This window comes from Salinispora oceanensis, from assembly GCF_000383575.1.
In the GTDB taxonomy this organism is placed as follows: Bacteria; Actinomycetota; Actinomycetes; order Mycobacteriales; family Micromonosporaceae; genus Micromonospora; species Micromonospora oceanensis.
On the sequence record NZ_KB911579.1, the window covers coordinates 5,074,976 to 5,096,998 of the forward strand.

Below are 22,023 nucleotides of genomic sequence, written 5' to 3' on the forward strand. Positions count from 1 at the left end.
CGGTCACAGGTGCACCGTCGGCAGGGCCAACAGGTCCTGGTGGTCTACCAGCACGGACAACCGGCCGGCAGCAAGTTCATCCCGGCGACGACGCGCGTACCCGGTCAGCGGGCCGGCCAGCTGGGGGCGCTGCTCCCGGGCCGCGTCGATCCAGCCGGCAAACCACTCCCCCAACAGGCCCGCGTCGGCGGGACCGAGCCGCCACGGGCTGGACCGCAGCGTGACCGCAGCGCCCTGCCCGGCGAAGGCCGCGGCGGTGCGGGCCACCGCGTCCGGACCGAGTAGCCGCCGTCCCCGAACAGTACGGCGCTGGTGGTCGTTGAAGGCCGCGGCGACCTCCGCGTCGAGCGGGTCCACGGGGTCGAGCCGGACGTGGCCGACCACCGAGAGCGTAACGAGAGCCGGCCGCCCGGCGCAGGCCGCCGCCACCCGTCCGACCTCCTCGGCGGTGAGCATGTCCAGCAACGCGGAGGCGGTGATCAGGTCGGCCTCGGCCAGCTCGGTGGCGGTAAGCCGGGTCAGGTCTCCCCGCCGGGTCTCGACGGTGACCGGGGTCCCGTCGGCGGCGACCGGTGGCGGGTCGGCGGCGGCCCGGGCCAGCAGGCCGGCGTCCCCGTCGTGCAGAACCCAGTGTTGGGGCCCGGGTAGGCGCGGAGCGAGCCACCGGCCCATCGCACCGGTGCCGCTGCCAAGGTCGTGGACCACCACCGGGCGGGTGCCGGTGAGCCGGGCCCGCAGCCGGTCGGCGAGGTCGACGACGCGGGCGGCGGCGTCGGCCGGCTCACGCCGGATGAGCCAGTCCGCGAAGGCCGCCGGCAGGCCCAGCTCGAGGTCACAGCCCCGCTTCGTCATCTCGCTCCTTCCAGCGCCGCCGCGAGCGACATGGTGGTGGTGGTCCAACAGGTGAGAGTCTCCCGGCGGGCACGCGCGGCGCAACGCAGCCGGTCCCGCAAGGCCGGGTCGGCGAGCCAGCGGCGGAGCGCGCCGGCGAGGGCCGCCGGGTCATCTGGGGGCACCAACATTCCGGGCACCGCCCCGTCGGGGGCGCGGCCGAGGGTGTCGGGCAACCCACCGGCGGTGGTAGCCAGCACCGGTACGCCCCGCGCCAGCGCCTCCGTCACCACCATTCCGTACGTCTCGACCCGGGAGGCCAGCACCAGCAGGTCGGCAGTGGCGTACCCGCTGGCCAGGGCGGAACCGGTGCGGGGTCCGGCGAGGTGCACCCGCCGGGCGAGGTGCAGGTCGTCGATCCGTCGCCGGAGCCGCTGAACGAAACCCGGGTCCTGGGTGAGCGGCCCGAGGCAGTCACAGCGCCAGGCTAGCTCTCTGACGATGGCGAGGGCGTCAACCAGCGTGTCGTGTCCCTTGTGTGGGGTGAGGGCGGCGACGCAGAGCAGCCGCTGGCCCGCTGCCGAGCCAGGTACGACGGCGGCCCGGTCAACTCCGGGCACCGCGACGTGCACCCGCTCGGCGGGCAGTTGGTACCGGTCGAGCAGCCACCGGCGGGTCCAGGTGCTGGTCGCCACGATCACCGCCGCGTGCCGCAGGGCGACCCGTTCCGCCGCGCTGGCCAGCGGCAGGTGCACCAGCACCGCCAGGCGCAGCCGCCCGGCATTCGGGGCCAGGAGCTCCGGCACCGCGCTGGCGACGAGCCCGTCGAAGAGGACGAGTGACCCGGACGGCAGTGCGTTGAGCACCCCGGCGAGGGCAGAGCGCTCCGCGCTCGCCGGGTACGGCCAGGCACCGGGCACCGGGTGCTCGTGGATCGGCCAGCCGGCGGCCGCCAGCCCGTCAAGGACCCGCCGGTCGTACCGGTTGCCGCCACTCGGCGTGGTCGGATCGTCCACGTCGCCCGGCAGCACCGCGTGCAGGACGCGGGTCACAACGACCGTTCGTAGCTGGCCCAGGCGACGTGCGACTCGTGCAAGGTGACGCTGATGCCGGTCAGGCCACCGGCGCCCGCGCCCAGCTCCCCCGCCCGCACCCGAGCCGCGAGCCGGTCGGCGACAGTGCGGGCCAGTACCTCGGTGGTGGTGTTCACCCCGGCGAACTCGGGCTCGTCGTCCAGGTTGCGGTAGGTCAGCTCGGCGAGGACCGCGCGCAGCTGCGCGGTGGCCCGACCGATGTCGACCACGATTCCGTCAGCGTCCAGGTCACCGCGGCGGAAGGTCGCGTCCACCACGAACGTCGCCCCGTGTAGTCGCTGGGCGGGACCGAACACCTCGCCCTGAAAGCTGTGGGCGATCATCATGTGGTCCCGGACGGTCACGCTGAACACAGTGTCACTCTCCGTCGTAGGTAATGAGGTGGCAGAGGGCCGGCAACCGCCGGTCGGCGAGCTGGGGCAGCACGTCGGGCAGGTCCGCGAACCGAGACTCCCCGGTCAGCAAAGTGTCGAAGACCGGGTCGGCGAGGAGATCCAGCGCCAGGGTGAGCCGGTCGGCGGGGCTTCGCCGGCTCCGCCGGGCCGGGGCGACCCGTCCCACCTGGCTGCTACGCAGGGTGAGCCGGCCGGTGTGAAACTGCGCGCCGAGCGGCAGCGCCACCTCGCGGTCGCCGTACCAGCTCAGCTCAAGCACCGTGCCCTCCGGCGCCACCAGTTCCAGGCAGCGACGCAGGCCGGCGGCGGTCGCGCTGGCGTGCACCACCAGGTCCTGTCCGGTCGCCGCGGCGGCCGGTGCGGCGTATTCGACGCCGAGCGTCCCGGCGAGCGCGGCCCGCGTCGGGTCCACGTCAACGAGCTGTACCCGCACGCCGGGGAACCGGGTCAGTAGGGCCGCGACGGCCGCGCCGACCATCCCGGCACCGACCACGGTGACCCGATCACCGACCAGGGGTGGCTCGTCCCAGAGCGCGTTCACCGCGGTCTCGACCGTGCCAGCCAGCACCGCACGCGCCGCTGGCACCTGCTCGGGCACCACCACCACGGCCTCGGCCGGGACCACGTACGCCGTCTGGTGCGGGTACAGGCAGAAGACGGTTCGCCCGCGCAGTCCGGGCGGACCCTGTTCGACCACGCCGACGCTCAGGTAGCCATACTTGACCGGGGCCGGGAAGTCACCCTCCTGGAACGGGGCACGCATCGCCGAATACTGTCCGCTCGGGACACCACCGGTGAACACCAGCGTCTCGGTGCCGCGGCTCACACCGGAGTAGCGGGTCCGGACGAGCACCTCGCCGGCGTCCGGGGTGGCCACCGGCACCGAGCGGATCTCACCCCGCCCGGGCGTGGCCAGCCAGAAGGCGCGGGCGGTCTGGTTCACCGGTTGCTCCTCTCCGTCGCTCCGGCGAACCGGAGCGACGCGCCGCCCGTAGGCCCTGTCAGAGTTGTCGATCATAGACGCGGAGGCGTGGTGGCCACGATTCGGAGCGGTCCGCTGACCGGACTGTCCGTTCAGATTCTCCTGTTGGTCGGGCTGGCCGGGACGGTGGGGCTCGGCGCCGTCGGCTGGTTCGCCGGCCTCGCGTACGGGCTGGTGCTGTGCCGGGCGCTCAGTCACGGCCTGCACCGGGCGGCGAGGGGCCTCGGGCCGGCCGACCGGGTGACGCTGACCCGGGCGGTGCTCATCGGAGCGGTCGTCGCGCTGGTGGCTGACGGGCTCACCGGCCGCCCGACGCCGGTCGGGCTGCTCACCGCTCTCGCCGCGGTGGCGCTGTCGCTGGACGCGGTCGACGGGTACGTGGCCCGGCGCACCGGCACCGAGAGCGCGTTCGGCGCCCGGTTCGACATGGAGATCGACAGCATCCTGGTGGCCGTGCTCAGTCTGCACGTGGCACCCGTGGTGGGGCCCTGGGTGCTCGTCCTCGGTGCGATGCGGTACCTCTTCCTCGTCGCCGGCTGGGCCCTGCCCTGGCTGCGCGGTCCGCTACCGCCGCGCTACTGGCGGAAGGTTGTCGCCGCGGCCCTCGGCGTGGTGTTGCTGGTGGTGACGTCCCGACTGTTGCCGAGCACGGTCGGCGGGCTGCTCTCGCTGGCGGTGTTGGTGCTGCAGCTGGAGTCGTTTGGCCGGGACGTGGCCTGGCGGTGGCGGCACCGGGACCGCACGCCGGCGACCCCGCTGGCGACGGCACCCACCAAGGCAGCGGGACTGCGCTGGCCGGCATGGTGGCGGCGGGTACCCGCCACGCTGGCGGTGCTGCTGGCGTTGGTCGCCCTCACCGTGCCGCGGCAGCCCAGTCAGCTGGTACCCGCCGTGCTACTGCGGATCCCGCTGGAAGGTCTCGCGTTGGCGGCTGTCCTGCTCGCCGTTCCCACCCGGTTACGGCGGCCGGTGGCCGCACTGGCGGGGACGCTGCTCGGGCTGCTGGTGGTGGTCAAGGCCGCCGACCTGGGCTTCCACAGCGCCCTCGGGCGGCCGGTCGACCTGGCCCTGGACTGGCGCCTCCTCGACGAGACGTTCACCTTCGTCAGCACCTCGGTTGGCCGAGGGAGCGCGATCGCGGCGTCCGTCGGCGCCGGCCTGCTGGTGGTGGCGCTGCTGACGGTCACCACCTGGGCGGTCCTGCGGCTGAGTCGGCTGCTGACCGGGCACCCGGACAGCGCGCGGCGGGTACTCGCGGGCCTGGCGGCGCTCTGGCTGGTGGCGGCCGCCACCGGGGTACGGATCGTCCCTGCTCTCCCGGTGGCCGACGCGGCTACAACCGACCTGGTCCGGGCACACGCCGCACAGGTGCAGGCACGCCTTCGGGACCGCGCGAGCTTCGCCGACCGGGTGAACATCGACCCGTACCGCCTGGTCCCCGACGATCAGCTGCTGACCGCGCTGGAGGGCAAGGATGTCCTGGTCGCCTTCGTGGAGAGCTACGGGCGGGACGTGGTGCAGGAGCCGGAGTTCGGCGCTGTTGAGGCGGTGCTCGACGAGGGGCAGCGGCGGCTCTCCGCCGCTGGCTTCGGTACCCGGAGCGCCTTCCTCACCTCGCCCACCGCCGGAGGGGGCAGCTGGCTGGCCCACGCGACGCTACTCTCCGGGCTCTGGATCGACAACAACCAGCGGCACCGTACGCTGCTGGCCAGCGATCGCACCCCCCTCGGTGCGGCGTTCCAGCGGGCTGGCTGGCGGACGGTGGGGGTGATGCCGGCGGTCAACCAGCCTTGGCCGGAGGGGGCCTTCTACGGCTACGAACGGTTCTATGACGAGTACCACCTCGGCTACCAGGGCCCCCGGTTCGGCTTCGCCCCGATGCCCGACCAGTACACCCTCTCCGCCTTCCACCAGCGGGAGTTGGCCGGCACCGACCGGCGGCCGGTGATGGCCGAACTGGCCCTGGTCTCCAGCCACTCGCCCTGGACCCAGATCCCGAGGCTGGTTGACTGGGACACCCTCGGCGACGGCCGGGTCTTCCACGACGCCAGCGAACGCAGCTCGTCAACGCAGCCCCGCATCGGGTACCGCCGCTCCATCGAGTACACCCTGGGCGCGCTCATCTCCTACGTGCAGCGGTACGGCGACGACAACCTGGTGCTGATCGTGGTCGGTGACCACCAGCCGGCACCGGTGATCACCGGTCCGGGCGCCAGCCGGGACGTACCGGTCCACCTCGTCGCCCGCGATCCGGGCGTGTTGGCACGGGTCGACGGATGGGGCTGGCCGGACGGGCTCCGTCCCGCACCGGAGGCTCCGGTGTGGCGGATGGACGAATTCCGGGACCGCTTCCTGGCCGCCTTCTCCCCCGCCCTCGCCGCATCGGTCAGGCCGGGTCGGGGCGACCGAGGCGCCAATAGCCCATGAAGGCCACCGCCCGACGATCCAAGCCGCGTTCGGTGACAAGATGACGACGGAGGGTACGGATGACGCCCGCCTCACCCGCCAACCAGGTGTAGAGCGGGACCGGGAGAACGGCGCTGGGCACCTCCCAGAGGAGCTCCGCGTCCAGGTTGATCTCCGCGACCGGCGCCCCGACCGACGGGCCGGACATCAGCTCCGCGGCCGCGGCCGACACGGCCGGCACGAGTCGGGCGCCATGCGGGTGCCCGCCCCGGGCCAGCCAGCGCACCGCCACCCCGGGTGGCGCCGCCACCGGCTGCACGTCGTCGACCTCGGGCACCTCCAGCAGCACCCGACCACGGGCGGTGACCGGGAGCCGCTCCAGGATGGAACAGATCGCCGGCACCGCCGTCTCGTCGCCGGCGAGCAGAAGCTTCGCGGCGGCCGGTGGCCGGAACTCGACACCGCCGTGTTCACCGTCGTAGCCCGCATCCGGGCCGACAATCACGATCTGGTCCCCGGGCCGCACCCGGCGCGCCCAGCGGGTCGCCGGCCCGCCGTCACCGTGCAGAACGAGGTCAACATCGACCTCGGAGAGCTCGGGGCGCGCGGCGCGGACGGTGTAGGTGCGGATCGGATTGCGCTGGCACTCCGGCAGTGCACGCCAGCGGGCATACCAGTCCGGCCCCTCCGGCAACCCGGCTCCCCGTTCACCCGGCAGCGGGAATGCGAGCTTGACGCGCTGGTCGTAGCCGTTGTCGGCGAACCGGTCCAGGTCCGGGCCGGTGAAGGTAACCCGCACAAACGACGGGCTGAGCCGGCGCACGGCGCGAACCTCGACGGTGAACAGCCGCCAGGGCGCAACGGGCAGGGTCTGAGTCATGATGCCTTCCGGGTCGGACGTGGGAACCGGTCCCGCGCCGCACTCGACCCAGTTAGGTTAGCCTTACCTTGACCGCTGTCAAGTGGAGATCGACGCAGTCGAACGGCTCGACCGGCCGACAGTTCGCCATCACTGCCCCAAGGGCGGGGCAGGTCTTCAGCCCACACCACGACGGCGGTAGCGTGTCGCCACACCGTTGCCCGTGGGGTGGCCCCTGCCCCGGCGTGGCGCTAGCGATCGTACGGAGGATGCAGCCATGTCCCACGGCGACGAGTCGTTCGCGGCCAGCGACTACAAGGTGTCGCGGCCGGCTTTCGACGTCACCATGCGCGGCTTCGACAAACGGCAGGTGGAGCGGCACCTTGACCAGCTCGACGGCGAGCTGCTCCGGGCCGTGACCGACCGCAACCAGGCACACGCCCGAGCCGAGGCACTGACGGCCCAGCTCGCCGGCCTGGAGACGGAGGTCGCCGAACTACGCGAGCGGCCGGCCCGGGTCGACCGCGCCGCGTTCCGCGATCTGGGACCGATGGTCGAAGAAATCCTGGCGCTGGCCGAACGGCAGGCCGACGTGATCGGTGAGGCGGCCGGACAGCGGGCAGCCGAGCTCACGGCGGAGGCGGAGCGGACGCTCACTGACGCCCAGGAACAGGCGGCCAGCACGATGCGCGACTTCGAAACGGAGTTGACTGCCCGGCGCACCGAACAGGAGCAGGTGGACGAGGAGCGGCGGGCCGCCGCCCAGGCCGAGTTGGCCGAGATCCGCGCCGCCGCCGACCAACTGCGGGAGGCGGGCGAGGCCGCCCACGAGCGGGCCCGGCAGGAGGCGATCCAGGTTGACGAGCAGAGTGCCCAGCGGATCGAGCAGGCCCGGGCCGAGGCCGAGGCGTTCCTCAGCTCCGCCCGCACCCAGATCCAGCAGGAGGTGCAGGCGGCCCGGACCCGAACCCAGGAGGAGCTGACCCGCTGGCAGTCCACTGTGGAAAGGGAGCTGACCGACAAGCGTTCCGGCGCCGAGCAGGAGCTGACCGAGCAGCGAGCCACCGCCGAACGGGAACTCGCGGCCCAACGCACCGCCGCCGAGCAGGAGATCACCGCGCTCATCGCCGAGGCGCAGGAGTACGCCGCGAAGGTACGCCAGCGAATCGACGAACAGGCCGCCAGCCACCAGCAGCAGCTCGCCGCGGTGCAGCAGGACATCCGAGACCGCCGGGAGGGGCTCGGCCGGCTCCAGTCCGAGCTGGAGGCCGGCCAGCAGCAACTCGCGCAGGTCCGCCAGGACGGCAACGCCATCGACCAGGAGCTGATCAAGCAGCAGCAACGACTCAGCACGACCCGCCGGGAGCTCGCCGACGAGCTGCACCGGCTGGAGGAGGCGCGGCGCGCGGCCGACTACGCCGACCAACACGCCAAGGAGGTCAGGTCGCGGGTCAAGCGTGAGGCGAAGCGGGTGGCCGACCTGGCCGCGGCGGCGGTCATGGCAGCCGCGACGGGCGGTGCCGCGACCGCGGAGTACCCGCAGGTAGTCGCCCGCAACGTCCCCGCCGGCGGCGACGCACCAACACCAGCACCCAGTCAGCCGCACAACTCGGCCGACGGCCAGCAGCCAGAACAGCCGGACGAGGACACTGGTGGCGCGGCCGGCGACGTCGGGCACAACGGCGAGACATCGGAGCTGCCCGGCGCCGCCTCGGTACACCGCGACGAGCCGACCCTGCCCGGCGAGACGGTACCGGTCGCCGGCTGATCGCCACCGCTACGTCGGTGCCGGACAGCTCGACCGCCACCGCTCAATCCGAGTCGGACAGCTCGGCGTAGTCGGCAGCGGTGAGCGGCCCCTCCGACAACGACCCATCCGCCCGGGGGACGCCCAGCGGCTCGCCGTCGCGCAGGAACGACACCGCGTCAACCTCCGGACGAGCGGTGAGGGTGCAGACGATCTGGCCGAAGGCGAAGACCTCGTCGCTCCGACCGGCGCCGTCCGCCACCGGCGGTACGTGCACCTCGGCCCGCGTCCCGGTGATGCGGATGCCGGCCACGGTGACCGCGCCGAAGAGCGCGGTGGCCAGCCCCTCGGCCCGCTCGGCCTCGTTCGGACCGGCCAGCAGGTGCTGCAAGTGCTGGTTGACCGTGGGCAACAGGTCGAGGCGACGGCGGACCAGGACCAGGCGGTCGTCACGGACGAAGTAGAGCGCCTCGGTGAACCGCCCGGCCGGGTCGGAGACCGCCGTACCCGGGGTCGGGAACGGCCCGTACGGCGCCTCTACCGCCCGCGGCCCGTCGTCGGTGGGTACGCCGCAACCCGCCAGCAGCACCAGCAGCGCGGCCACCGCCAGGCGGGCGTTCATTCCATGCTCCCGGGCAGCTCCACCCGAAACCGCGCCCCGCCCCCGGGTCGGTCGGCGACCGTCGCGTCTCCGCCGTGGGCGGTGGCGTGCTGCGCGACGATCGCCAAGCCGAGCCCGGTGCCATCGGTGCCCCCGCGGGCGCGGGCGGCACGGCTGCGAACGAAACGATCGAAGATCACTGCCCGGTCGGCCACCGGTACGCCCGGACCGGCGTCGTCCACCTCAACGACGCCGGTGGTGCCGACGGCCGACAGCCGGATGGCGACCGGGCCACCGCCGTAGCGGACCGCGTTCTCGAGCAGGTTGACCAGCAGCTGCTCGGTACGCCGCCGGTCCACCCGCCACTCCGTCGGCGTGCCGGGTTCGGGCCGCACCAGGGTCTCCGGCCATCCCCGGCTCTGGCACACCTCACCGGCGAGCGCGACGATGTCCACCGACTCCCGCTGGGCGGGCTGGTCGGTACGGGCCAGCTCCAGGAGATCGTTGACCAGTTGCTGGAACCGGCCGATCTCGTCGGCCACCAGCCCCGCCGCGGTCGCGGTCCGTTCGTCGTGGTGTCCCCGCCGACGGGTCAGCACGCTCGCGGCGGCGTAGAGGGTCTGCAACGGCGAGCGCAGCTCGTGGCTCACGTCGGCAGCGAAGCGCCGGTCTCGCTCGATCCGTCTGGCCAGCTGGTCAACCATATCGTTGAAGGAGGTCGACAGGCGGGTCAGATCCGGGTCCGTCGCCGGCGCCAGCCGGGTCGTGAAGTCGCCGGCGGAGATCCGCTCGGCGGCGTCCGCGACGGCGGTCAACGGACGCAGACTGTGCCGGGTCGCATACCAGCCGAAGGCGGCGCCGGAGCCGGCCACCATGATCGCCACGGCGGTCAACGCCAGCGCGAGAACCTGAAAGGTCTCCTCCAACTCCCGTAGGGAGGTCAGCTCGTAGTAGCTGGCGCCGTCGGGCAGGGGTACCCCGACCAGCAGTGTCGCCTGCCCGGCCAACCGGACCCGCTGCACCCCGGGCTGTCCGGCCCGGACCTGCCGCTGCAGGGCCGCCGGCACACTCGTCGCCGCCGTCTCGGCGGTACGCCCGTACCAGGAGCCGTCGAGGTGGAGCAGGGGTCGCCGGGAGCTGCCGGTGTCCAACGAGCGAAGCACTTCGACGACATCGGGCTCGTCAGTGTTCAACCCGATGCGTACGACGCCCGCGTCGAAGTAGGCGGCCCGTACGGCCGTGCGTTCCCGCTCATCGAGCAGACTGCGCCGGGTCAGGTCATAGGAGATCAACGCCATCGAGGCGGCCAGCAACGCGGCGCCGACGGCGAACCCGGCCGTCACTCGCGCGCGGAGCCCAAGATGTCTCATCGCTGCAGCTTGTAGCCGAGGCCACGGAGCGTAACCAGGTGTCGCGGGTTACCCGGTTCCGCCTCGATCTTCTGGCGCAGGCGCCCGACGTGCACGTCCACCAGGCGCTCGTCGCCACTGTCGTATCCCCATACCCGCTGCAGCAACTGCTGCCGGGACAGCACCCGCCCGGCGTGCTCGGCCAGCTCGCAGAGGAGCCGGAACTCGGTGCGGGTCAACGGCACCGGCTCGCCGGCACGACGCACCTCCCCCGCCTCCGCGCTGATTTCCAGGTCGCCGATAACCTGCACCGCGAGCGGGGTAGCCACCGCCCGGGCGCGCCGTCGCAGCGCCCGCAGCCGGGCGGACAACTCCTTGATCGCGACCGGTTTGACCACGTAGTCGTCGGCACCGGCCTCCAACGCGGCGACGATGTCGTGGGTGTCGTCCCGGGCGCTGACGACCACGATCGGGACATCGTCGTCGCGGCGCAGCTGGCGGATCCCCTCAAACCCATCGATACCGGGCAGCATCAGGTCGAACAGTACGTTGTCGGCCGGATCGGACCGCTGCATCCGCAGCCCCTCCTCGGCGGTCGCCGCCCCCCGCGCGGTGTAGCCCTCCTCCTCCAGAGCGAGCAGCAGCGCCAACCGGATCCGGTCGTCGTCCTCGATCACCAGTACCGCGGTCATTACGGCATCATCCCCGGCGTCCCGGCGACCACCCACTCCGGGGCAGCCGACAGATTTGTCATCTGACTGTCATCCAACTGCACCGGCCGCTACACGACCCGCTTAGAGGGTGAGAGGCGTGTCGGGCCGTTCGTCGCGCCAACTGGCCCCCGTCCCACCGAGAGGAGGCAGCAGTGACCGGCAACGCCCTCATCCACGCCCTCGTCATCGGCGCCTCCGTCGGCTTGCTCGGACGGTTCGTTCTCCCGGGCCGGGACGCCGCCCCGGCGTGGCTGGCCATCGCCGTAGGTCTCGGCGCCGCCCTGCTCGGCACCATCATCGCCCGAGTCGCTGGCGTCGATGTCGCCGCTCCCTCCGTGCTGCGGCTGGCCGTGCAGGCCGGCTTCGCCGGCGCCGCGGTTACCCTCGCGGTCGTGACGGCGCGACACACGCCAGGGCCGACCAGGCGGTCCAGCCGCCGGTTGCGGGCCACCGGCGACCCCTCGACGCCAGCGGACCAGGAAGGGAACCGACCATGACCGTCGTGCCAGACGACAACATGATGACCCTGATCTGCGATGGTTGCGGAGAGACCGCCGCCAGCACGGCCGTCGTACTACCCGACGACGAAGTGGTCTGGACACTCGTATCCGAGCATGGCTGGAGCGGGTCTCCGTTCGCCACCGGTCCCCACCGATGCGCCGGATGCACCCCACCCCCACCCGGCCGAGGCGTCCCCGTCCAGCCGCTCGGGGATCCCGACCACGACGAGGTCACCGAGGCCGCCACGACGGCGGATCCGCTCCGCACCGCGCTGAGCGATGCCACCGAGCACGAGGGGCGCGTCATCGTTGACCTCTCCGCCGTTGAGCAGATCGACTCCGTCGGCCTCGGTTTGCTCGTCCGAGCCCGACAGGAGGCTCGTCAGCGCGGCGCGGAGCTGTGCCTCCACGCGCCCTCCCGGTTCGTGTTGACCGTGCTACACACGATGCGCCTGGACACCGCCTTCCCCGTCGTCACCGACCAACCAGACACAGCGAACGAACCCAAGGTGCTGGTGTGAACAGCGGACGGTCGCCCCGCGACCCGCGACCGGCCGCGCCCCGCTGCCAGCTCCCGCGATGAGGACTGCCATATGGTCATGCCCTGGCCCTCGCCCGAAGACGACCCATTCCACCCGGCCTGGGACCCGCCAGCCCACCCCAACGAGGACGCTCGGCTCGCCGCGATAGCCGCCCAACGGCTCAGCACCGATTGGACGACGCGCCGCCAGCAGATCACCGTGACCGTCCAGAATCGGGTGATTATCCTGGCCGGTATGACCGCCGACCTCGAAACCCGGCAGGTCGCGGGCGAGCTCGCATGGGACATCCCCGGGGTGGTTGACGTGTGCAACACCCTGCGGGTAGCGCAGCGTGGACGCCGGCAGCGCTGAGCGTGAGCGACGAGGGCGAGCTGACCGTGGACGAACTGAAGCCGCTCTCAGGGTTTCCTGCCGTTGGCGAGGTACGGCCGGTCGGGCAAACCGGGCCGGTCGCCGCCTAGAGTGATATCGAGGGAACCATCCAGCACGTGTTCAGGGTGGACGTGTGCGGTCTAGCGAGTCGCCACTACACCCCTCCTGACCTGCAGTTTTGTCGGATCTCAGCATCTTTTGGGCGACAGCTTTGCCGGGTGATATGACTGAGCTATCGGCAATCAATGACGCTCGTCGTCATCCCCTCCTCGCGCAGCGCCGGTCCGAGCGTGTCCCTGAGACCGGCTCGGCGAGTGACCTTTGAGGAGCTGCGGTGCGGAAAAAGCTGATCTGGCGGAATCGACGGCCCTTCGAGAACGCTGTCGTCTTCACCTCGCCCATGTGCGGCACGGTGATGCTCGTCCTGGGAGCGCCACCCTCGTTGGGGGTCGCCATGCCGCAGCCGATCCGCATCGGCTGGCAGCTGGGGCTGATCGTCGCCGGCCTGATCGGCATCGCCGGGCTGTTGTGGCCAGGCCGGTACGCCACCGGGCTCGGGCTGGAGCTGGCATCCATGCTGATGCTCGGCACTGTCACCAGCATGTACGCGATCACCATGGGGGTGGGTGGCGGTCTGGCGGCCGTCACCTCCGTCGGCTTCCTCACCGCGGTGGCGCTCGCTTCATGGTGGCGGGGCGGGGAGCTCTTACACGATCTGTACCGGCTGGTCGAGCCGCAACGCCCAGCCCCGGACCTGGCTGGTGAGTTCCCATGACACCCCCGCCCCCGCCCCCACCTCCACCCGCGACCGACGCGGCAGCTGCCGCCCCACAGTGGCTCCAGGTCGTGCTGTCGGTACTCGGCGTCCTGGGCGGCGCTGGCGGATTCGCGACCATCGCCGCGGTGGTGGTGAAGCGGGGAAAGTTCCGCGCCGAGGCGGCTGGCGTGATCACCGATACAGCGCTGACCCTGGTGCAGCCGATGCGGATCCGGATGGCCGAGTTGGAGGCCGAGGCGCAGACGATCCGGGAGCAGCTACGCGCCTCGAACGAGCGAAGCCGCCGACTCCAGGCCAGCATCGCCCACCTCCGCACCACACTGGACAGCTGGTACGCACTGATCTTCGCGCCGGACGCCTCCCTCCAGTCGATCCGGCACGCAGTCCGCGAGGACCGCCGACGCACCCAAACGTCGGGCGAGGTCCGGGCCGAGCCGACCGGGGACCGGTAGCCGTACCGGCCGGGTTGGTCCCCGGGGTTTCGCGCTCGCCACCGCGGGGGTCGGCGACGCGACGCCGTTCACCGGGTCGCGGCGAGCTCAAGGACCTCACCCGCCACCGGTAGCGCCGCGTCCCGGTAGGCAGGAACGAGACCGAGGCGGGTTCGCCGGTCCAACAGATCATCAACGGTACGGGCGAGTTCGTGCCGGGCGGCCCAGAGTAACTCGGCGCCGGTGACCGGAATCTCTTCGCCGATCGGCCGATGGAGATGCGCTGGCGCCTCGGCCAGGACGTGGACCGCCTCGACACCGTAGCGGGCGACCAGACGCCGAGGGGCCGGGACCCGGGCCAGGTGCGCGGGGCTCGCGGCGCCCGGAAGCGGGAGACGGCGGGTACGGCAGGCGCCGGCGACCAGGTTCCGACGACGCACCGCGGTGTCCACGGCGTCCTCGGCCATCCGTCGATAGGTGGTGAGCTTTCCGCCGACAACACTGATGATCCCGTCCGGATCGTCGATGACGGCGTGCTGTCGGGAAAGATCGGCGGTACGGTCGGCGGCGTCGGCGAGCAACGGCCGGAGTCCGGCGTAGGCACCGAGGACGTCGCTGCGTCGCAGGGGCCGGTCGAGGACACCGTTGAGCACGTCGAGCAAGAACGCGATGTCGGACTCGGTGGGCTCCGGTACCTCCGGGATGGGTCCGGCCAGCGGCTCGTCGGTCAGCCCGACGTAGACCAGGCCGTCGGTCTGGGGCAGCACGAGGACGTAGCGGGTGAACTCGCCGGGGACCGGGATGGTCAGACCGGCCCAGAGCCCATCCAGCGCAGCGGCGGGCAGCACGAGGTGGGTGCCGCGGGAGGGCCGCAGGCGCACGTGTGGGGTCAGGCCGCTTGCCCAGACACCGGTCGCGTTGATCACGGCGCGGGCGGCGATGCGCACGGTCTCCCCGGTACGGGTGTCCTCGACGGTGGCGCCGTCGCCGTGCAGGTCGACCACGCGCGCACGGGACAGGATGCGGGCGGAGCGCGCCGCCGCCGCACGGGCCAGACCGACCACGAGCCGGGCGTCGTCGCAGAGCTGACCGTCCCAGGACAGCCGGGCACCGCGGAGGCCGACTCGGCGCAACGCCGGCGCCATCGCGCCCGCCTCGGCCGGACCGAGCCGTCGCGTGCCCGGCAGGGTCCGACGGGTGGTCCCCACGCCGACCCGTAGCAGGTCGCCGACGCGGAGCCCAACCGCCGCGGCCCGGTCCCGCCAACCAGCGGTGTAGTCGGTGGTGGGTAGCAGCATCGGCAGCGCCCGGATCAGGTGCGGGGCGGTGCGGGTCATCAGGACGTGCCGTTCGACCGCGCTCTCGTGGGCGATGCGAACCTGACCGTGGGCGAGATAGCGCAGTCCACCGTGGACCAGCTTGGAACTCCAGCGGGACGTGCCGTGGGCCAGGTCCTGGGCTTCGACGGCGGCCACGGAGAGGCCACGGCTGGCGGCGTCCAGCGCCACGCCCGCGCCGGTGACGCCCAGCCCGACGACGAGGAGGTCAACGGCGGCACCATCGGCCAGTTCGGCGAGTTCCCGGTCCCGGCGCGGCCCGGTCAGCTTGGCGTCCATGCCCACACCCCCTTGCAAAGAAGTGACACTGGATGTCACTGTGTCACACATGAATGGAGCTGGGGAAGACGCCGACCGATGGACCCGCTGGGGGTCGGCCTCAAGAGCACAACCCCTGCCGGACTCCGCGTCGGAGCTCCTGGCGCAGCTGCTGAAGTTGACCCCCGCGCCCCCAGCCGTACCCCTGCCCGACGTCGCGATGCCCGCGGCCGAACCCGGCGGAGCGGTCCTGGCCGCACTCCGGGAGACCGTCGGCACCGAACACGTGCTGACCTCCCAGCCGATCCGGGCCCGCCACGCAACCGGTCTGTCCACACCCGATTTACTACGGCGGCGCCGGGGCCGGCTCCACCAAGCCCCACAGGCGGTGGTCCGCCCGGCCGACCACGCCGAGGTCCTCGCCCTACTCGAACTCTGTTCCCAGCACCGGGTGGCCGTGGTCCCCTTCGGTGGTGGCACCTCGGTCGTCGGCGGCCTGACACCTACCGCGCCGACCCACGTCACCATCGACCTGAGCCGGCTGGACCGGGTCCTCGCCGTGGACGCCATCTCCCGCACCGCGACCCTCCAGGCGGGACTTCCCACCCCCCGCGCCGCGGAGTTGCTCGCCGAGCACGGGCTCACCCTCGGCCACGTTCCCCAGTCCTACGAATACGCCACCATCGGTGGCTTCGCCGCCACCCGCTCCTGCGGGCAGGCGTCAACCGGGTACGGCCGCTTCGACGACCTGGTGACCGCCCTGACCGTCGCCACCCCCCGCGGCACCATCCGGGCGGGACGCGCGCCCGCCTCCGCCGCCGGCCCCGACCTGCGCCAGCTCTTCCTGGGCAGTGAAGGAACCCTGGGCGTCATCACCGACGTCACCGTGCGGGTGCGACCGATCCCGGCGCAGACCCACTACGAGGGCTGGCGCTTCGACTCCTTCCCCGCCGGGCTGCACGCCATCCGAAAACTGGCACAGGACGGGCCGCAGGCCACGGTGCTGCGGCTCTCCGACGAGGTCGAGACCCTGGTCGGGGCGAGCGGTCAGGGCCAGTCCGACGGGGGCTGCCTACTGGTCATCGGGTACGAGGGCGAGCAGGTTCACGGCACCGCCGAGACGGCCGCCGCGGTGCTGGCGGCGCAGGGCGGCCAGCCGCTGGGCGCCGAGCCGGGACGGCAGTGGCTACGGCACCGCTTCGACGCTCCGTACCTGCGCGACGCGCTGCTGGACGCGGGGGCCTTCGCGGAGACCCTGGAGACCGCGGCGTACTGGTCTCGGCTGCCCGAGGTGCACGAGCGGGTCCGGGCGGCGATCCTGGAGGCGCTGCCGGAGGGCGCGCTGGTGCTGGCGCACGTCTCCCACGTCTACGAGACCGGCGCCTCGCTGTACTTCACCGTGATCTGCTCCCCCGGCTCCGATCCGATCGACCGGTGGCACACCGCGAAGGCGGCGGCCAGCGACGCGATCGCCCGCGCCGGGGGCACCATCACCCACCATCACGGAGTCGGCACCGATCACCGCGACTGGTACGCGGCGGAGATCGGGGAGCTCGCCGTTGACCTGCTCCGCACGGTCAAGCGGCAGCTGGATCCGGCCGGCATCCTCAACCCCGGCATCCTGGTGCCGTAGCCGTACCAGCTCGGTGCTGGGCCACACCGAGCCGGCTAGGCGCGGGGTGGGCACGCCACCCGGGCAGGCCAGCCAAGGAACCGGTCGAACAGATCGGCGGCGCTGCCCGTGACGCTCGGGTTGAGCCGGTGCAGGTCGTCGATCGCGTCGTGCAGGCAGCCAGCCAGGTAGAGGAACAGGCTCACCCGCACTTCTCGAGACTCAGCCAGGAGCGCAAGCTTCGCCGCACCGCAGGGCCACGGCTGCCCGCACCGGCGGCACAGCCAGAACGGACGCAGCGGCAGATGCTCCGACGACATCTTCGGCCCGGCCGCAACCGGAGGCACGCCATGCCTGCTCATCGACGCTCGCTGTCCCGCGCCTGACGCTCAAACACGATCCGCCACACGTGCGTCAGCAGTGGCGGATCAGCCGAGCACGGCCGCATCGATGCCGGGATCGGCGCTATGCGGTCTGCTGTCAGTTCGCCGGTCGCAGCGTACCGAGACACATACGTCGTCATCGCCGGCATCCGAACAACGCGGGTGCGCGGTGGGCTTGCCGGCACGCCGGCAAGCCCACCGCCGTCGGCCGGCGGCTGGGAGCAGACCGCCAGTCACCCACCCACGCAGCCCTGCTGGCGGTACGCGAATGGGGAATCACCCGGAAGGACGTGCGATGGCGACGGTGACGACCTGGACCGGCCGGGACGCCAACGCGCTGCGACATGCGTTACGGATGAGCATGACCGGGTTCGCCGAGCACCTCGGCGCGGCGCGGCGGACCGTGGCCAAGTGGAGCAGCCAGGGCGACAAGGTGCTTCCCCGCGCCGACATGCAGGCCGCGCTCGACACCGTGCTGTCCCGAGCCACACCTGAGGCACGGGAGCGCTTCGAGACCCTGCGTACGGTGGGCACCAGCGGTACAGCTGCGGGTGCCGCACGGCCGGGTGCCGGCGGGCATGCGGATACTGGCGATGGCGGAGACCGCGACTCGGATTCGGGGGGTGACGTGCGACGGAGAGCCCTCCTACGCGGAGTAGCGATCGGCGTCGCTGCCACGCCCAAGGTCGCTCCGTTGCTCGACGCGTTCTTCTCGCCCGCTCCCGCAGCGGATGCGGCTCTCACCTTTCCGCAGTTCTCCCGATCCGTCGCCGCCGCCAAGGTCGACTATCAGGCCTGCCGGTACGAACGGGTACTCGACCGACTCGTGATGCTATTGCCCTGCCTCGAAGCGGTGCGGTCAGGCACGACGGGTGAGCAACGGCAACGCGTCGAGGTCCTAGCAGCTGACCTGTACCACGTCGTCGGCAGCGTCCTGCTGAAAGTGGGCGACCGCGGGCCGGCCCTGGTAGCAGCCGAACGGAGCACCCGCGCCGCTGCCCTGAGCCAGGACCCGGTGGCGATTGCCGCGAGCGCCCGGATCATGACCCATGCGCTGATGGGCAACGGCCACGACGACCAGGCAGTCACCCTCGCCGCGAAAGCGGCCGACTCACTCGACCGGGACACCCGCCTCGCGTCGACCGATGCGGTGGCCGTCTACGGTGCCCTCGTCCTTCGCGGGGCCATCGCCGCCGCCCGCCGAGACGACCGGGACACCGCCTACGCGATGCTCGATGGAGCGACCCGCGCCGCGACCCGCCTCGGCTACGACGGCAACGATCGGTGGACCGGATTCGGCGCCGCCAACGTCCTGCTGCACCAGGTCAACATCGCGCTGGCCCTCGGCGATGCCGGCACCGCCATCGCGGTCGCCCGCACCGTTCCTCTCGACAAGTTGACGCTGGTCGAACGCCGGGCATCGCTGTACGTGGACGTGGCACGCGCCTACACCCAGTGGGGCCGCTACGAACACGGCCTCAACGCGCTGCGCAACGCGTACGAGGTGGCACCCGAGGAGATCCGCTGCCGGCCGAACGTCCACCGCGTCGCCCGCGACCTCGCCATTCTCGCCACCGGCTCCACCCGCACCGCCGCTGTCGACTTCGCCCAGAGCGCCGGGATCGCGCTGTGATCGGCGGTCACCTCCAGATCGTCGTCTGCGGCGCCGGCCCGGCGGCCAATGCAGCCCAGCTGGTCAAGGCCGCACAGGGCCGATCCTGGACAGCCACGGTCACCGCCACACCGAGCGCGATGAACTTCATCGAATCGCAGCCACTCGAAAGCCTCACCGGCCATCCGGTCCGGTCGACCTACCAATCGTCACCCGGCACCCGCCGGTCGCTTCCCGCCACCGACGCCCTGGTCATCGCCCCCGCGACCTACAACTCGATCAACAAGATCGCCCTCGGTCTAGCGGACAACTACGCCATGACCTCAGTCGCCGAGCTGATCGGCAGGCAGGTACCGACCATCGTCGTCCCGTTCGTCAACGCCGCCCTCGCCGCCCGGGCGCCGTTCCGGCACGCTGTGGCCAGCCTCCGCGACGAGGGGGTACACGTCCTACTCGGCCCCGACGACCAATGGGAACCGCACCCGCCCGGCAGCGGCAACGAGCGGCAGCGAGCCTTCCCCTGGACCACAGCGTTCACGACAGCGGTCCGGCTCGCCCATGAACCTCGACCGCCTGCTACCGGCCACCTCTGACCATGCAGGAGGTCGGCTGGGAGGAGTTCTAGTCCGGCCGCAGGTAGCCGTCCACCAACCGGGCCAGTTCCCGGTCCAGGCCGTCGGCGGGAAGGCCGTCGGCGACGATCCGAGCGGAGAGCACGAACGACTGCGTGGTCAGCAGGACAACCCGGGCCATGGTCTCGGCCTCGCCGGACCGGACCGAGCCATCGGCCCGGCCGTGGGCGACGGCGTCCACCAGGAAGCGCAGCATCTCCTCCTGGCCCGCGCCGCGGCGGTCGAGGAGGTACGGGATCAGCACCTCCGGATCGACATCGCGGATCTTGCACAGCAACGGGTGCTCCCGCATCACCCGCGCTCCCGCCACCACCCGCTCGACCAGGCGGGCTCGGGCGTGTCCGGTGCCCTCGTCGGTCGTCGTGGCCAGCAGCACCCGCTGCCACTCCCGGGTCATCAGATCGCCGATCAGCGACTGCGCGTCCGGCCAGCGCCGGTAGACGGTCATCCGGGAGACCCCGGCGCGACGCGCCACGTCGGTCACGGTCGTGCGGCGTACGCCGTAGGCGAGGACGCAGTCATGCGCGGCGTCCAGAACCGCGTCCTCGATGCCACGCTCGCCAGTCCTACTCCGCTCCACCACGCCGAATGTCTACCATCCCCCGCCGCTACGGATTCTGGCCAACCGGCCCCTCCGACCGGGCTCCGGTACGGGTCACCAGAAAGCCGAAGGCCGCGGCGGTGAAGAACATGACGATGCCGTAGACCGCACCGGGGATGGCCATCCGGGTGTTGTCGAGCAACGCCGGGCTGAGCGCGACGGTGATCGCCAGGGTGCTGTTGTGGATGCCGATCTCGAACCCGGACGCGGTCGCGGCGCCCCGATCAACCCCGGCCAGCCGGGGCACCCCGTAGCCGACCGCGAGGCTGAGCACGTTGAACGCCAACACCACCAGGCCGACCGAGACGAAGTAGTCGGCGAGGTTCTCCCGTTCGTTCAGCACCGCGCCGACGACCACCGCGACGAGCACCACGACCGACAAGACCCGGACCGGCCGGTCCAGGCGTACGGCGGCGTGGGGCGCCCGGGCCCGGATCAGCATGCCGATCACGACCGGGATGAGCACGATGGCGAAGACCTGCAGCACCTTGTCGAACTGCAGACCCAGGCCCCCGCTGTCGGCGAGGAAGTACGCCGCCGAGAGGTTGACCACGATCGGCAGGGTGACCACGGCCAGCACCGAGTTGATGGCGGTCAGGGTGATGTTGAGGGCGACGTGCCCGCCGAACAGGTGGCTGAAGAGGTTGGCGGTGGTGCCCCCGGGAGATGCGGCCAGCAGCATCATCCCGAGGGCAAGCTCCGGGGCCAGGCCGAAGGCGAGCACCAGCCCGAAGCAGAGCGCCGGCAGCACCAGCACCTGACACACCAGGGCGATGAGGGCGGCTTTCGGATAGCGGGCCACCCGGCGAAAGTCCGCCACGGTCAGCCCGAGGCCCAGGCCGAGCATGATGATGCCGAGTGCGACGGGCAGTCCGATCAGGGTCAATGCCGAGTCCATGGCAGCACATGATCAACCCTCACGTTCGCCGCCGCAATCCCCCGGGCGGCTCGCGCTGCCCGGCCTGGGCCCGCGTCAGCCGTTAGCCACGAGGTCCCCGCAGCTCGTCTCGTTCGGCAACAGCGGTCGCAGCTGCACCGTCCAGCTCTCGCCGTCCGAGGTCCATGGCATCGCCGTGGTCTCCCCCGCCGCGGCCGCGATCAACGTTTGCAGCGCATCTCCGGTGACGGTCACACAGCCCGGCCCGTTGCCGGAGCCGAGGGGCTCACCGGGCAGCGTCGGCCCGGGCCAGGGGTTATTGATGTCGAAAACCAATTCGCTTGTCGAGTCACCCCTACCCGCTGAGCCCTCGGCAGACCGGGACGTGATGCCCGCGACCGCGGTGGGCACGTAGGGCTTCGCACTGTCCCCCTTGGCCGGTGCCAGCAGACCCGACTCGCCGGTGAGCGACGCGACGAACACCCGCAGCCGCGTCTGGGCCGCCCGCTGGTCGGCGGTGAAGCCGGGCCAGTCGGTGAGATCCGGGACGTCGATCTGCTCGGTGTCGTTCGCGCCGCGGACCGTGAATCGGGCGGTCGGTGCGTCGGCGACCGCCGGAGTGCCGAAGTCCACCGCACCGTCCAAGCCGGCGGCCCGCGCCGAATCCAGCAGCGTCGACACGTCCTCGGGGGCGATCGAGTGGACCTGGAGTTTGGGCAGCGCGGGCCAAGGAAGGGTCATGGGGCCCTCGCTGATCACCCGTCCGTCTCCATAGACGCTGATGGCCGGGATTCTGACCAGTGGCGGACTCCCGAACTCACCGGTGGGGGTCATCTGGAACACCACCGCGTCAGCGGGGTAGGGCCCCTCCGGCTGGCCGGGACCGTCAGGGTTGGCCGTCTCGCCCTGCGGGTCGCAGGCGGTGACGAGCAGGAGCAGGAACACGGCGAGCGCCGCCCAGCGAATTCGAATATCGGTCATGCCGGATCAGACGTGGCCGGACGCTGGGAAGGTTCCGAGCAGGCCGCCGGGAGGCGGGTCGTGCCGGTCACCCGGCGGCTGCTCGCCGTCCCGTGGGGCGACGATCCCTCGCCGCCCCACCGGCCACCCG

General features: G+C 71.9%; 24 protein-coding genes. 10 read left to right on the forward strand and 14 right to left on the reverse strand.

Going from position 1 to position 22,023, the window contains the following annotated elements; translation table 11 throughout:
- Positions 1–3 precede the first annotated feature (3 nt).
- Genes SALPAC4_RS0123315 through SALPAC4_RS0123330 form a run of 4 tightly spaced genes read right to left on the reverse strand, consistent with a single transcriptional unit; the run spans position 4 to position 3,263 of the window.
- On the reverse strand, positions 4–852 hold the full coding sequence (locus tag SALPAC4_RS0123315; protein ID WP_019872425.1) for a hypothetical protein: 849 nt from the start codon (positions 850–852) through the stop codon (positions 4–6).
- A complete protein-coding gene (locus tag SALPAC4_RS0123320) occupies positions 849–1,883 on the reverse strand; it encodes a glycosyltransferase family 4 protein (protein WP_019872426.1) in 1,035 nt (344 codons plus the stop codon). Before SALPAC4_RS0123320 ends, SALPAC4_RS0123315 begins: the two co-directional genes overlap by 4 nt.
- Entirely contained in the window at positions 1,880–2,278 is a 399-nt protein-coding gene (locus SALPAC4_RS0123325; protein ID WP_018730536.1) for a 6-pyruvoyl trahydropterin synthase family protein, read from the reverse strand. The genes SALPAC4_RS0123320 and SALPAC4_RS0123325 overlap by 4 nt, the downstream gene beginning before the upstream one ends.
- Before the next feature lie 4 nt (positions 2,279–2,282).
- A complete protein-coding gene (locus SALPAC4_RS0123330) occupies positions 2,283–3,263 on the reverse strand; it encodes a zinc-dependent alcohol dehydrogenase (RefSeq protein WP_027645031.1) in 981 nt (326 codons plus the stop codon).
- An 87-nt stretch (positions 3,264–3,350) separates the two neighbouring features.
- Here SALPAC4_RS0123330 and SALPAC4_RS0123335 point away from each other — a divergent pair, with 87 nt between their 5' ends.
- The gene (locus tag SALPAC4_RS0123335) at positions 3,351–5,729 is read left to right on the forward strand and encodes a CDP-alcohol phosphatidyltransferase family protein (protein WP_019872428.1); all 2,379 of its coding nucleotides are present in this window, start codon (positions 3,351–3,353) and stop codon (positions 5,727–5,729) included.
- On the opposite strand, the gene SALPAC4_RS0123340 is transcribed toward SALPAC4_RS0123335, so the two are convergent.
- Positions 5,689–6,588, reverse strand: coding sequence for a siderophore-interacting protein (locus SALPAC4_RS0123340; RefSeq protein ID WP_019872429.1), 900 nt, complete (start codon positions 6,586–6,588; stop codon positions 5,689–5,691). The two genes, SALPAC4_RS0123335 and SALPAC4_RS0123340, sit on opposite strands and share 41 nt — an antisense overlap.
- Positions 6,589–6,844: 256 nt before the next feature.
- Here SALPAC4_RS0123340 and SALPAC4_RS0123345 point away from each other — a divergent pair, with 256 nt between their 5' ends.
- Positions 6,845–8,335: a coiled-coil domain-containing protein gene (locus tag SALPAC4_RS0123345; protein WP_019872430.1), complete on the forward strand. Its 1,491-nt coding sequence runs from the start codon at positions 6,845–6,847 to the stop codon at positions 8,333–8,335.
- A 43-nt stretch (positions 8,336–8,378) separates the two neighbouring features.
- Here SALPAC4_RS0123345 and SALPAC4_RS0123350 read toward each other — a convergent pair whose 3' ends face one another.
- The 3 genes from SALPAC4_RS0123350 to SALPAC4_RS0123360 are packed head-to-tail and all read right to left on the reverse strand — an operon-like array spanning position 8,379 to position 10,956.
- Positions 8,379–8,936 carry a GerMN domain-containing protein gene (locus SALPAC4_RS0123350; protein WP_019872431.1) on the reverse strand — a complete coding sequence of 186 codons (558 nt, stop codon included), beginning with the start codon at positions 8,934–8,936 and terminating at the stop codon, positions 8,379–8,381.
- Positions 8,933–10,285, reverse strand: a complete 1,353-nt coding sequence (locus SALPAC4_RS0123355) for a sensor histidine kinase (protein ID WP_027645032.1) — start codon at positions 10,283–10,285, stop codon at positions 8,933–8,935. The genes SALPAC4_RS0123350 and SALPAC4_RS0123355 overlap by 4 nt, the downstream gene beginning before the upstream one ends.
- On the reverse strand, positions 10,282–10,956 hold the full coding sequence (locus SALPAC4_RS0123360; protein WP_018730543.1) for a response regulator transcription factor: 675 nt from the start codon (positions 10,954–10,956) through the stop codon (positions 10,282–10,284). The genes SALPAC4_RS0123355 and SALPAC4_RS0123360 overlap by 4 nt, the downstream gene beginning before the upstream one ends.
- A gap of 173 nt (positions 10,957–11,129) precedes the next feature.
- Between SALPAC4_RS0123360 and SALPAC4_RS0123365 the strand changes: the two genes are divergently transcribed.
- The 5 genes from SALPAC4_RS0123365 (at position 11,130) to SALPAC4_RS0123390 (ending at position 13,621) form a co-directional block, all read left to right on the forward strand.
- Positions 11,130–11,474: a hypothetical protein gene (locus tag SALPAC4_RS0123365; RefSeq protein ID WP_019872433.1), complete on the forward strand. Its 345-nt coding sequence runs from the start codon at positions 11,130–11,132 to the stop codon at positions 11,472–11,474.
- On the forward strand, positions 11,471–11,998 hold the full coding sequence (locus SALPAC4_RS0123370) for an STAS domain-containing protein (protein ID WP_019872434.1): 528 nt from the start codon (positions 11,471–11,473) through the stop codon (positions 11,996–11,998). The genes SALPAC4_RS0123365 and SALPAC4_RS0123370 overlap by 4 nt, the downstream gene beginning before the upstream one ends.
- Positions 11,999–12,070: 72 nt before the next feature.
- Entirely contained in the window at positions 12,071–12,370 is a 300-nt protein-coding gene (locus tag SALPAC4_RS0123375; protein ID WP_018730546.1) for a BON domain-containing protein, read from the forward strand.
- Positions 12,371–12,725: 355 nt separating this feature from the next.
- Positions 12,726–13,166 (forward strand): hypothetical protein, encoded by a 441-nt coding sequence (locus SALPAC4_RS0123385; RefSeq protein WP_018742242.1) that lies wholly within the window; start codon positions 12,726–12,728, stop codon positions 13,164–13,166.
- Between the two features lie 71 nt (positions 13,167–13,237).
- Complete coding sequence (locus SALPAC4_RS0123390; RefSeq protein ID WP_019872436.1) at positions 13,238–13,621, forward strand: hypothetical protein; 384 nt, start codon at positions 13,238–13,240, stop codon at positions 13,619–13,621.
- 68 nt (positions 13,622–13,689) lie between these two features.
- Here SALPAC4_RS0123390 and SALPAC4_RS0123395 read toward each other — a convergent pair whose 3' ends face one another.
- Complete coding sequence (locus tag SALPAC4_RS0123395; protein ID WP_019872437.1) at positions 13,690–15,216, reverse strand: glycerol-3-phosphate dehydrogenase/oxidase; 1,527 nt, start codon at positions 15,214–15,216, stop codon at positions 13,690–13,692.
- Between the two features lie 49 nt (positions 15,217–15,265).
- Here SALPAC4_RS0123395 and SALPAC4_RS0123400 point away from each other — a divergent pair, with 49 nt between their 5' ends.
- Positions 15,266–16,828: an FAD-binding oxidoreductase gene (locus SALPAC4_RS0123400; protein ID WP_027645034.1), complete on the forward strand. Its 1,563-nt coding sequence runs from the start codon at positions 15,266–15,268 to the stop codon at positions 16,826–16,828.
- Between the two features lie 35 nt (positions 16,829–16,863).
- Here the strand turns inward: SALPAC4_RS0123400 and SALPAC4_RS0123405 are convergent, their stop codons facing one another.
- Complete coding sequence (locus SALPAC4_RS0123405; protein ID WP_027645035.1) at positions 16,864–17,169, reverse strand: hypothetical protein; 306 nt, start codon at positions 17,167–17,169, stop codon at positions 16,864–16,866.
- Entirely contained in the window at positions 17,166–17,339 is a 174-nt protein-coding gene (amcA, locus tag SALPAC4_RS29035) for a multiple cyclophane-containing RiPP AmcA (protein WP_317889001.1), read from the reverse strand. The genes SALPAC4_RS0123405 and amcA overlap by 4 nt, the downstream gene beginning before the upstream one ends.
- Positions 17,340–17,485: 146 nt before the next feature.
- On the opposite strand from amcA, the gene SALPAC4_RS0123410 reads away from it, so the two are divergent.
- Complete coding sequence (locus SALPAC4_RS0123410; RefSeq protein ID WP_019872440.1) at positions 17,486–18,823, forward strand: hypothetical protein; 1,338 nt, start codon at positions 17,486–17,488, stop codon at positions 18,821–18,823.
- Positions 18,820–19,395, forward strand: coding sequence for a flavoprotein (locus SALPAC4_RS0123415; protein ID WP_019872441.1), 576 nt, complete (start codon positions 18,820–18,822; stop codon positions 19,393–19,395). The genes SALPAC4_RS0123410 and SALPAC4_RS0123415 overlap by 4 nt, the downstream gene beginning before the upstream one ends.
- A 28-nt stretch (positions 19,396–19,423) precedes the next feature.
- Here SALPAC4_RS0123415 and SALPAC4_RS0123420 read toward each other — a convergent pair whose 3' ends face one another.
- From SALPAC4_RS0123420 to SALPAC4_RS0123430, 3 genes are all read right to left on the reverse strand, one after another.
- Positions 19,424–20,017 (reverse strand): TetR/AcrR family transcriptional regulator, encoded by a 594-nt coding sequence (locus tag SALPAC4_RS0123420; protein ID WP_019872442.1) that lies wholly within the window; start codon positions 20,015–20,017, stop codon positions 19,424–19,426.
- A gap of 25 nt (positions 20,018–20,042) precedes the next feature.
- A complete protein-coding gene (locus SALPAC4_RS0123425) occupies positions 20,043–20,933 on the reverse strand; it encodes a bile acid:sodium symporter family protein (protein WP_019872443.1) in 891 nt (296 codons plus the stop codon).
- Positions 20,934–21,008: 75 nt separating this feature from the next.
- Positions 21,009–21,893, reverse strand: coding sequence for a hypothetical protein (locus SALPAC4_RS0123430; protein ID WP_019872444.1), 885 nt, complete (start codon positions 21,891–21,893; stop codon positions 21,009–21,011).
- Positions 21,894–22,023 lie beyond the last annotated feature (130 nt).

Excerpts from the sequence above, each read along its gene's own strand:
- SALPAC4_RS0123315 (WP_019872425.1), bottom strand. The coding sequence starts at position 852 with ATGACGAAGCGGGGCTGTGACCTCGAGCTGGGCCTGCCGGCGGCCTTC.
- SALPAC4_RS0123340 (WP_019872429.1), bottom strand. The coding sequence starts at position 6,588 with ATGACTCAGACCCTGCCCGTTGCGCCCTGGCGGCTGTTCACCGTCGAG.
- SALPAC4_RS0123345 (WP_019872430.1), top strand. The coding sequence starts at position 6,845 with ATGTCCCACGGCGACGAGTCGTTCGCGGCCAGCGACTACAAGGTGTCG.
- SALPAC4_RS0123350 (WP_019872431.1), bottom strand. The coding sequence starts at position 8,936 with ATGAACGCCCGCCTGGCGGTGGCCGCGCTGCTGGTGCTGCTGGCGGGT.
- SALPAC4_RS0123355 (WP_027645032.1), bottom strand. The coding sequence starts at position 10,285 with ATGAGACATCTTGGGCTCCGCGCGCGAGTGACGGCCGGGTTCGCCGTC.
- SALPAC4_RS0123360 (WP_018730543.1), bottom strand. The coding sequence starts at position 10,956 with ATGACCGCGGTACTGGTGATCGAGGACGACGACCGGATCCGGTTGGCG.
- SALPAC4_RS0123370 (WP_019872434.1), top strand. The coding sequence starts at position 11,471 with ATGACCGTCGTGCCAGACGACAACATGATGACCCTGATCTGCGATGGT.
- SALPAC4_RS0123375 (WP_018730546.1), top strand. The coding sequence starts at position 12,071 with ATGGTCATGCCCTGGCCCTCGCCCGAAGACGACCCATTCCACCCGGCC.
- SALPAC4_RS0123395 (WP_019872437.1), bottom strand. The coding sequence starts at position 15,216 with ATGGACGCCAAGCTGACCGGGCCGCGCCGGGACCGGGAACTCGCCGAA.
- SALPAC4_RS0123400 (WP_027645034.1), top strand. The coding sequence starts at position 15,266 with ATGAATGGAGCTGGGGAAGACGCCGACCGATGGACCCGCTGGGGGTCG.
- SALPAC4_RS0123405 (WP_027645035.1), bottom strand. The coding sequence starts at position 17,169 with ATGAGCAGGCATGGCGTGCCTCCGGTTGCGGCCGGGCCGAAGATGTCG.
- amcA (WP_317889001.1), bottom strand. The coding sequence starts at position 17,339 with ATGCCGGCGATGACGACGTATGTGTCTCGGTACGCTGCGACCGGCGAA.
- SALPAC4_RS0123410 (WP_019872440.1), top strand. The coding sequence starts at position 17,486 with ATGGCGACGGTGACGACCTGGACCGGCCGGGACGCCAACGCGCTGCGA.
- SALPAC4_RS0123425 (WP_019872443.1), bottom strand. The coding sequence starts at position 20,933 with ATGGACTCGGCATTGACCCTGATCGGACTGCCCGTCGCACTCGGCATC.
- SALPAC4_RS0123430 (WP_019872444.1), bottom strand. The coding sequence starts at position 21,893 with ATGACCGATATTCGAATTCGCTGGGCGGCGCTCGCCGTGTTCCTGCTC.